Annotated in this window: 6 protein-coding genes and 1 other RNA gene; 4 read left to right on the top strand and 3 right to left on the bottom strand. The window is 55.9% G+C overall.

Features of this window, described 5'->3' with window-relative positions; translation table 11 throughout:
• The 4 genes from D5S03_RS03665 to D5S03_RS03650 all read left to right on the top strand — a co-directional run.
• Window positions 1-1,322: PAS domain-containing sensor histidine kinase (locus D5S03_RS03665; protein ID WP_287042708.1), on the top strand; the 1,322-nt coding region annotated here is incomplete at its 5' end.
• 148 nt (window positions 1,323-1,470) lie between these two features.
• Window positions 1,471-1,566: signal recognition particle sRNA small type (gene ffs, locus D5S03_RS03660), an RNA gene on the top strand.
• A gap of 119 nt (window positions 1,567-1,685) precedes the next feature.
• Window positions 1,686-2,069, top strand: coding sequence for a pyridoxamine 5'-phosphate oxidase family protein (locus D5S03_RS03655; protein WP_287042707.1), 384 nt, complete (start codon window positions 1,686-1,688; stop codon window positions 2,067-2,069).
• Between the two features lie 18 nt (window positions 2,070-2,087).
• On the top strand, window positions 2,088-3,623 hold the full coding sequence (locus D5S03_RS03650) for an SDR family oxidoreductase (protein WP_287042706.1): 1,536 nt from the start codon (window positions 2,088-2,090) through the stop codon (window positions 3,621-3,623).
• Here D5S03_RS03650 and D5S03_RS03645 read toward each other — a convergent pair.
• The 3 genes from D5S03_RS03645 to lysA all read right to left on the bottom strand — a co-directional run bounded on the left by D5S03_RS03645 (window position 3,617) and on the right by lysA (window position 7,832).
• On the bottom strand, window positions 3,617-4,081 hold the full coding sequence (locus D5S03_RS03645; RefSeq protein ID WP_287042705.1) for a 23S rRNA (pseudouridine(1915)-N(3))-methyltransferase RlmH: 465 nt from the start codon (window positions 4,079-4,081) through the stop codon (window positions 3,617-3,619). The two genes, D5S03_RS03650 and D5S03_RS03645, sit on opposite strands and share 7 nt — an antisense overlap.
• 13 nt (window positions 4,082-4,094) lie before the next feature.
• Window positions 4,095-6,173: a succinate--CoA ligase subunit alpha gene (gene sucD, locus D5S03_RS03640; RefSeq protein WP_287042704.1), complete on the bottom strand. Its 2,079-nt coding sequence runs from the start codon at window positions 6,171-6,173 to the stop codon at window positions 4,095-4,097.
• A 411-nt stretch (window positions 6,174-6,584) separates the two neighbouring features.
• Window positions 6,585-7,832 (bottom strand): diaminopimelate decarboxylase, encoded by a 1,248-nt coding sequence (gene lysA, locus D5S03_RS03635; protein WP_008869409.1) that lies wholly within the window; start codon window positions 7,830-7,832, stop codon window positions 6,585-6,587.
• Window positions 7,833-7,846: the final 14 nt, after the last annotated feature.

Genomic DNA, 7,846 nt, shown 5'->3' with positions numbered 1-7,846 from the left:
GATATTACCTGCAGGATCTGTCTTACCTCACCCGCTGCATCAGGGAGAACACCTGCCAGGAACTTCCCCAGTACCCGGGACTGCAGAGAAAAGACGAGGTGGGCCTTCTGGCCTGGGCCCTCAAACACCGGGACCAGGACCTGACCAGATACCACCTGGAACTGGACACTTACAAAAACCACCTGGAAGACATGGTGGAAAAGCGCACCCACGAGCTCAAGCGCTCCCAGATGCTCAAGCAGACCATTCTAAACAGCATCCCCGACGCCATAGCCCTGGTAAACGCTGCAGATCTGACCATCCAGGACATAAACACAGCGTTTCTGGAGCGCTTCGGCCTGGAGCGCAGCCAGGTCCTGGGCAGGCACTGCTACAATATCATGTACGGCTACCAGGCTCCCTGCCACCACTACGACCTGCTCTGCCCCATAAATGAATACGTACAGCACGGCAAACCCTGTATCACCGAACATCGCCACTACAATCACAAAAACGAGATCATACACGTTGAAGTTGCGGCCTGGCCGGTTTTTGAGGAAAACGGGCACGTGGAGCAACTGGTCCATGTCAGCCGGGACATTACCCAGAAAAAGAAAGTAGAAGAATTAAGAGAGGATGTGGAGCGTATAGTCCGTCATGACCTCAAGACCCCGCTAAACGGTGTCATCGGCATGGCCGAGCTTTTAATCGAAGATGAGGACATGAATTCAGAGCAGCGCGAGTTTGCAGGTCATATCCTGGAATCAGGCAGGAACATGCTGCACATGATCAACCACTCCCTGGATCTTTACAAAATGGAGGAAGGCACTTACCAGATGCGGCCTGAAAGCTTTGATCTGCAGGAACTACTCCAGCACCTCAGGCAGGAAACCTCCAGAATCAGAAAGTACAAAGACCTGCAGCTGAACTTTTTGCTCAACGGCGAACCACTGGAAGAAGACCGGCAAATCCCGGTATTGGGAGAAAAGACCAATATACAGTCCATGCTGGCCAATCTGATTACCAACGCCATAGAGGCCGCTCCGGAAAGTTCGCAGGTAACAGTAAGCATCCAGCAGTATGCGGAGTACATGCATATTGATATCCACAATTACGGAACTGTGCCTGAAGAGATCCGGGAGAGATTTTTTGAGCGTTACGCCACTTCCGGCAAAACCAAGGGAACCGGTCTGGGCACCTTCAGTGCCAGGCTCATCGCCCGCTCCCACGGTGGAGATATTGATTTCAGTACCTCAGAGGACAAAGGCACCCGTGTCCGGGTCAAGCTGCCTTTAAACCCCCTTGACCATCAGCTGGACAGGACTGCAGACATAGTACAGTGAACAGTTTATGCCTTGGCCGGTGCTTGACAAAGCTGCCTTTTCTGTGACAGATTAATTGATTGCATTTAAGGATGCAATTTCTTAAACTGCCTTCTTGACATGCCTCTTGCTTCACCATTTGCCTGCCATGCTTCAAGCAGGAAAACCGTGAGGGAAGCCGGGCGGCAGGGACACTGCCAATCCCGTCAGGCCCGAAAGGGAGCAGCGGTAACAGCTGGACCTGGGTGCCCGGCTTCCCTGGCAGGGGCGTCCAGCACTTACTTTTAGACTGAGGCTTTAGATTAGAGCAGTTAAATTAACACTAAAAGTAAGTGCTGGACGCCCCTGCTTTTTTATCCCCCCTACCTTAAAGGAGAATATCCCATGGAACTCAAGGAATACTTCGAAAACACCAAAGGGACCGGTGTGTTATCCACCGCAGACAGCCAGGGTAATGTGGACTGTGCCATCTATGCCAGACCCCACGTGATGCAGGACGGCAACATCGCCCTGATCATGCGCCACCGCCTTTCCCGGCAGAACCTGCAGTCCAACCCCAGGGCAGCTTACATGTTTATAGAGCAGGGGCCAGGATACAAAGGCAAGCGCCTTTTCCTGACCAAAACCGGCGAAGAGCAGGATCAGGAGAAAATCCAGTCCATGAGCAGGCGCTCCTCCCACGCCGACCAGGACCTGAACCCTGAGCCCAGGTCCCTGGTATACTTTCGCATTGAAAAGGAATTGCCCCTGGTGGGTTCCGGCGAATAAGTCTACAAGGAGGTGGTCATGGACCAGGCACAGACGCAAAAGCTCCTGGTGCTGGGTGCCAGTGGTTACGTAGGGGGCAGGCTGGTTCCCCTTCTTCTGGAAAAAGGCTTTCAGGTCCGGGCTGCCGCCAGGAACACGGACAAGCTCTCCTGCCGGGATTATGCTTCTCACCCGGGATTTGAGCCCTTCAGGGTGGACGTCATGGACCAGGACAGCCTGGATAAGGCCTGCCAGGGCTGCCGGGCGGCGTTTTACTTAGTGCACTCCATGGGCCCGGACAAGGACAAAAAAAGCGACTTCGAGTCCAGAGACAGGCAGGCCGCCCGCAACATGGTGACCGCCTCTGAAAAGGCAGGCCTCAAGCAGATCATCTACCTTGGCGGCCTGGGCGAGGACGACGAAGACCTGAGCCACCACCTCAAGTCCAGGCTGGAAGTGGGCCGGATACTGCAGGAATCCAGCGTCCCCCTTACCTTTCTCAAGGCCGCCATGATCCTTGGTTCCGGCAGCGCCTCCTTTGAAATCATGCGCTACCTGGTGGAGCGCCTGCCGGTGATGATCACCCCCACCTGGGTGCATACCGACTGCCAGCCCATAGCCATAACCAACGTCCTGGGCTACCTGGCCGGAAGCTTAGACAACCCGGACGCCATGGGTAAAAGCTTTGACATCGGCGGACCGGATATCCTGAGCTATGCCAAGCTCTTTCAGATTTACGCCCGGGAAGCCGGCCTGGCCCCCAGGCTGATAGTCCCGGTACCTGTCCTGAGTCCAACACTCAGTTCCTACTGGATTCACCTGGTTACCCCGGTCCCCGCAAGCATTGCCGCTCCCCTGGCCCAAGGGCTGAAAAATACCGTGGTCTGCCGGGAAAACACCATCCGGGAAGTCATCCCCCAGGAGCTGGTCTCCTGCAGGGAAGCCATAAAAAGGGCTCTGGAGCATTCCGGACGGGACCGGGACAGTACCTGCTGGCGCGACGCCGGGGAAGTAAGCGTTCCCGAATGGACCACCTGCTCGGATTCCCGGTATGCCGGCGGAAGCATTTATGAAATCGCCTACCAGGTGCATCTTGGTACTCCCCCTGAAAAAGTCTGGCCGGTAATCGAGGGCATCGGAGGGGAAAACGGCTGGTACTACGCCAATGCCTTGTGGCGCTTAAGGGGATTGGCGGACAAGATTATGGGCGGCTCAGGCTACCGTAAGGGACGCCGGTCCCGGGAAGAACTACGCTTCGGAGATACGGTGGACTTCTGGAAGGTCATCCAGGTACAGAAAAACGAGCATCTGAAACTTTTGGCGGAAATGAAAATGCCCGGGGAAGCCACGCTGGAGTTTGAACTGCAGCCCGAGGGAACCAGCCAGAGCATCCTGGTGCAGAGAACCAGGTTTTACCCCAGAGGACTTCCAGGCATCGCCTACTGGAAAAGCCTGGTGCCTTTTCACAACCAGCTTTTTAAAGGCATGCTCAGGGGCATATCCAGAAAAACCGGGGCGCGCATAATAAAAGGCCCCATTCGGGCTGGAAAAAAGGACAGCTGCCGCATTCAGTGATGATACGGATGCCCCCTGCTTATGCACTGAGCCCGGTAAATCTGCTCCATTAATACCACTGCAGCCAGCTCATGGGGCAAGGTCATGGGTCCCAGGCCAATGAGCCTGTCCGCCCTGGAGCGCACGTTTTCAGACAGCCCATAAGCCCCGCCCACTACGAAGCAGGGCGCACACCCGGGATCTTCCTCCCACCTGGCCAGTTCCCGGGCCATGGAGCCGGAACCAAGGGCCGTGCCTTTTTCATCCAAGACTAAAAGCAAATCCCTGGGACCTAACCTGGCCAGGATGTTTTCGCCTTCCTTTTGCATGCGCAGGCCTGGATCCCTGTGCCGCACCTCTTTTACCTCCACCACTTCCACCTGGGTCACTTTCCTGACCCGCTGCAGATAAAAGTCAAAGGCCTCCCGGAAAAATCTCTTTTGAAACCTGCCCACCAGCACAATTTTAATCCCGCGCATATTCCCGGAGACCTTACAGAACCTTTTCCACCATTGCAGGTATGGAGGCCAGATCCGGGCAGATGGTTATGCCGCATTCATGCATGACCTGCAGCTTGGCCCGGATCCCGCCGGAGTGCTCATCCAGGATGGCCCCGGCATGGCCCAGCCTTTTGCCCGGAGGAGCCGTCTGCCCGGCCACAAAGCCCAGTACCGGTTTGTCGAATCCCATCTCGTCCAGCTCCCGGGCCAGGTCCTCCTCGGCTGTACCCCCGATCTCCCCCAGCACCAGTACGGCCCGGCAGGCCGGGTCTCTTTGCAGCAGGGGAAAAATATCCCTGAAATCCAGGCCCACGTACGGGTCCCCGCCCACACCCAGGCACATGCACTGCCCCATGCCGGCGCTGGTCAGAGACTGGACGCACTCATAGGTCAGGGTGCCGCTTCTGGATAAAATCGCCACCGGCCCCCGGGAAAAGATGGAGGCCGGCATGATGCCCAGCTTGGTCTGTCCCGGAACCATTATCCCCGGAGTATTGGGGCCCACCAGCCTGGTGCCGGACCTGCGGATGGCCGGCAACAGTCTCATCATATCCTGCTGCGGGATGCCCTCGGTGATGCACACCACCCAGGGGATGTGCATGTCCACGGCTTCCATGACAGCATCCGCAGCCGCTGCTCCGGGGACAAATATAACCGAGGCCTGGATATCATGCTCCATACAGGCCTTGTGCACACTGTCAAAGACCGGCACACCCTCCACATGGCTTCCGCCCTTGAAGGGGGTAACCCCGGCCACTATCCTGGTGCCGAAGTTCTGCATTTCCCGGGCATGCAGCATGCCCTCACGCCCGGTTATGCCCTGAACCAGCACCGGGGTATTTTTGTTCAGGGGAAAAGGCGCAGGCTCATTTTTTTTCGGAGTTCTCTTTTTTTCCTGTGCAGGGGGAAACTCAATGCGCTGGAACTTCTGCCCGCCCCCCGGGCTGGAACTTAGTTCTTTCAAAGTTTCCAGGGCCCGGGCAAGATCCTGGACATAATAAATATTGTCTGCATTCAGCCCCTGGATGATCCTGCCCGCCTCCCGGGCCTTGAAACCGGAAAAACGAACCACCATGGGCCTGGCAACGGATGCCTCCTCCAGGGCTGCAGCCAGGGCCAGAGCCACTTTTTCACAGGAAAGAATGCCGCCGAAAATATTTATAAAGACCAGTTCCACCCCGGGATCATTAAAAAGAATATCCAGGGCCCTGGATATGCGCTCCTGGTCGGCCCCTCCACCCAGATCCAGAAAATTGGCCGCCGGAACACCGGAAAAATTGAGTAAATCCATGGTGGCCATGGCCAGTCCGGCACCGTTGACCACCATGCCCACCCTGCCGTCCAGCCTGTGGTAGCTGAGTCCTGCTTCCCCGGCCAGTCTTTCCTGCTCTCCCAGGTGTTCCGGGACATGATAACCCAGAAGCCCCCTGTTTATCTGCACGTAGTTGTCGTCCAGCTCCACCTTGCCGTCTAAGGCTGTGAGCTCTTGTCCGCCGGTGAGTACCAGGGGGTTTATCTCCGCCAGCAGCAGGCGGTTTTGGGTGAAGGCCGTGTATAGATTTTTCAGAAGCCCGGAAAAGGATCTAAACATGCTCTTGTCCAGATCCAGGTGAAAAAAGACCCGGCGTATCTGAAAGTCATGCAGCCCAAGGCCCGGATCCAGGGTCAGGGACAGGATATTGTCTCTGCCGCTGGACTCGATATCCACCCCGCCGGTGCGCCCGGCGGTGAGCACCAGGCTTTTTTGCTGCCTGTCCAGGGTCATGGACAGATACATTTCCCGCTGGATATGGCTGGCCGGCTCCACCCGGACAAAGGGCACGCTTTCGCCCTTTATCTGCATCCCCAGAATCTGCCGGGCAGCAGTCTCGAATTCCTCCCGGTTTTGCACAACTCTGACACCCCCGGCCTTGCCCCGTCCACCGGTGAGAACCATGGCCTTGACCACCCAGGGCAATTCAAACTCCGGGGCAAAATCACTGATATCTCCGGGCCCGATCATCTCCCCCCGGGGCACCAGAATCCCGGCCCCCTTCAACAGCTCTTTGCTCATATGTTCATTGAGCTTCATATATTTCTCCAAAAACAAGTTATCTGCTAATCAGGTCCTGATGATCTTAGAAACAGTTGATGACTGCTCATTTCTGTGCTCAAAAAATAAGGGTGAGGTAAAAAACTGATTATCGAACCACCCCCAACCCCTCCTTAACCAAGGAGGGGAGCAGATCGAGGCATGGAAACACTCTGTCGCAAGCATCTGTCTAAATACTCCGTCTGGATCTTGATCAAACTTCCACCACCCAAATAGTCCAAGCCACGGTACAACTCCCCTCCTTAGCCAAGGAGGGGACGGGGGTGGTTGTATGAGATCCCTTCCTTATAAACATTCCAGAAGCCCACCAACCAAGTAAATCCAGGCCACGGTACAACTCCCCTCCTTAGCCAAGGAGGGGTCGGGGGTGGTTGTATGAGATCCCTTCCTTTAAAAACACTGCTCTTCCAGCTGCAGGAGATCAAAGTAGACTTCCCTGCGCCTGGCCAGTACGGCTTGGTCATTGTCCACTAAGACCTCGGCCGGGCGGGGCCTGGAGTTGTACTGCGAGGCCATGGTGAACCCGTAAGCCCCGGCCGAATGCACAGCCAGGAGGTCGTCCTGTTCGAGCCGTGGAAGTTCCCTGCCCTGGGCCAGAAAATCCCCGGTCTCGCAGATGGGTCCCACCACGTCCGCGGTATAAAGACGTCCGCTTTTTTCCTGTACCGGCTCTATACGGTGGTATGAACCATACAATGACGGCCGCATCAGATCGTTCATGGCGGCATCCACAATTACAAAATTCTTGGAAGGCGTTCCCTTGGTATAGAGCACCCTGGTGACCATGATCCCGGCATTACCGGCAATGACCCGTCCCGGCTCCAGGATCAGGGTCAGGTCCGTGTCTTTTAGGCTTTCCTTTACCGCGCGGCCGAATTCCGCCGGGTGAGGAGGTTCTTCCTGGTCATAGGTAATGCCCAGGCCGCCGCCCAGGTCCAGATACTTTATATCAAGCCCCAGCTCCTGAAGCCGGCCATAAAAAGACTTGATGCGCTCCAGGGCCTCCAGGAAAGGTTCCACGCTGGTAAGCTGGGAACCGATATGGCAGTCGATTCCCACCGGCTCGATATTGGAAAGCTCTCTGGCCAGCTTGTAGGACTCCCAGGCCTGTTCCAGCTCCAGGCCGAACTTGTTCTTCTTGAGCCCGGTGGAGATATAGGGATGCGTCTGCGGATCCACGTCCGGATTGATGCGCAGGCTGATTCTGGCCTGCACTTCCATTTCCGAAGCCACCTGGTTGATCCTTTCCAGTTCCTGCCTGGACTCCACGTTGAACATAAGGATGTTGGAAAGCAGGGCTTCCCGGATTTCGTGCTCCCTTTTGCCCACCCCGGAATAAACTATCTTCTGCGGATCTATCCCGGCCTTGAGAGCCCGGAAAAGCTCTCCTCCGGAGACTATATCCACGCCTGCACCCATCTGACCCAAGAGCTTTAGTACGCAGATATTGGAATTTGCCTTGACCGAAAAACAGGTCATGTGTCTTGTGCCTTCAAAGGCGGAATCAAAGGCCTCGTAATGCCGACGCAGGGTCTTGGCGGAATAGACATAAAGCGGGGTGTCAAACTCCTGCACCAGTTCCTTGATACTTATATCCTCTGCATAAAGCTCGCCGTTTCTGTATTCAAAAAAATTCATTCTCTCTCCTGACT

Source organism: Desulfonatronospira sp. MSAO_Bac3 (assembly GCF_003838035.1).
GTDB lineage: Bacteria > Desulfobacterota > Desulfovibrionia > Desulfovibrionales > Desulfonatronovibrionaceae > Desulfonatronospira > Desulfonatronospira thiodismutans.
The sequence above is the reverse complement of the archived record's forward strand: the minus strand, read 5'-3'. Positions and strand labels throughout refer to the sequence as shown.

What these genes read in the sequence shown, in the direction of transcription:
- D5S03_RS03645 (WP_287042705.1), bottom strand. Translation starts at nt 4,081, where the DNA reads ATGCGCGGGATTAAAATTGTGCTGGTGGGCAGGTTTCAAAAGAGATTT.
- D5S03_RS03650 (WP_287042706.1), top strand. Translation starts at nt 2,088, where the DNA reads ATGGACCAGGCACAGACGCAAAAGCTCCTGGTGCTGGGTGCCAGTGGT.
- sucD (WP_287042704.1), bottom strand. Translation starts at nt 6,173, where the DNA reads ATGAAGCTCAATGAACATATGAGCAAAGAGCTGTTGAAGGGGGCCGGG.
- lysA (WP_008869409.1), bottom strand. Translation starts at nt 7,832, where the DNA reads ATGAATTTTTTTGAATACAGAAACGGCGAGCTTTATGCAGAGGATATA.
- D5S03_RS03655 (WP_287042707.1), top strand. Translation starts at nt 1,686, where the DNA reads ATGGAACTCAAGGAATACTTCGAAAACACCAAAGGGACCGGTGTGTTA.